The sequence below is a fragment of the Streptomyces olivaceus genome (assembly GCF_000721235.1).
In the GTDB taxonomy this organism is placed as follows: Bacteria; Actinomycetota; Actinomycetes; order Streptomycetales; family Streptomycetaceae; genus Streptomyces; species Streptomyces olivaceus.
On sequence record NZ_JOFH01000125.1, the window covers coordinates 1 to 540 of the forward strand.

Annotated in this window: 1 pseudogene; it reads left to right on the forward strand. The window is 68.5% G+C overall.

Annotated features, from left to right (window positions below):
* Nucleotides 1-438: pseudogene (locus IG94_RS0138055) on the forward strand (DUF3459 domain-containing protein); the annotation flags it as partial.
* Nucleotides 439-540: the final 102 nt, after the last annotated feature.

Consider the following 540-nt stretch of genomic DNA (forward strand, 5'->3'; position numbering starts at 1 on the left):
AACTCGGAGAAGTACCAGCTCACCCACCGCGACTGGACCCGCGCCGCCCGCGAGGGCACCACCCTCGCCCCCCTCATCACCCGCCTCAACACCATCCGGAGGCAGAACCCGGCCCTGCGCCGGCTGCGCGGTCTGCACTTCCACGCCACGGACAAGGAGGAGGTGATCGCCTACTCCAAGCGGCAGGGGCCGAACACGGTCCTGGTGGTCGCCAACCTCGACCCCCACCACACCCAGGAGGCGACGGTCTCGTTGGACATGCCGCAACTCGGCCTGGACTGGCACGAGTCGGTGCCGGTGCGCGACGAGCTGACCGGCGAGACCTACCACTGGGGCAGGGCCAACTATGTGCGCCTGGAGCCGGGCCGTACGCCCGCCCACGTCTGCACGGTTCTGCGACCGTCCCACCCGCAGAACGGAGGGTCACCCATCACATGATCTTCAACGAGCCCGTGCCGGACACCTTCGAGGACACCCCCGCCAAGGACCGCGACCCGGACTGGTTCAAACGAGCCGTCTTCTACGAGGTCCTCGTCCGCT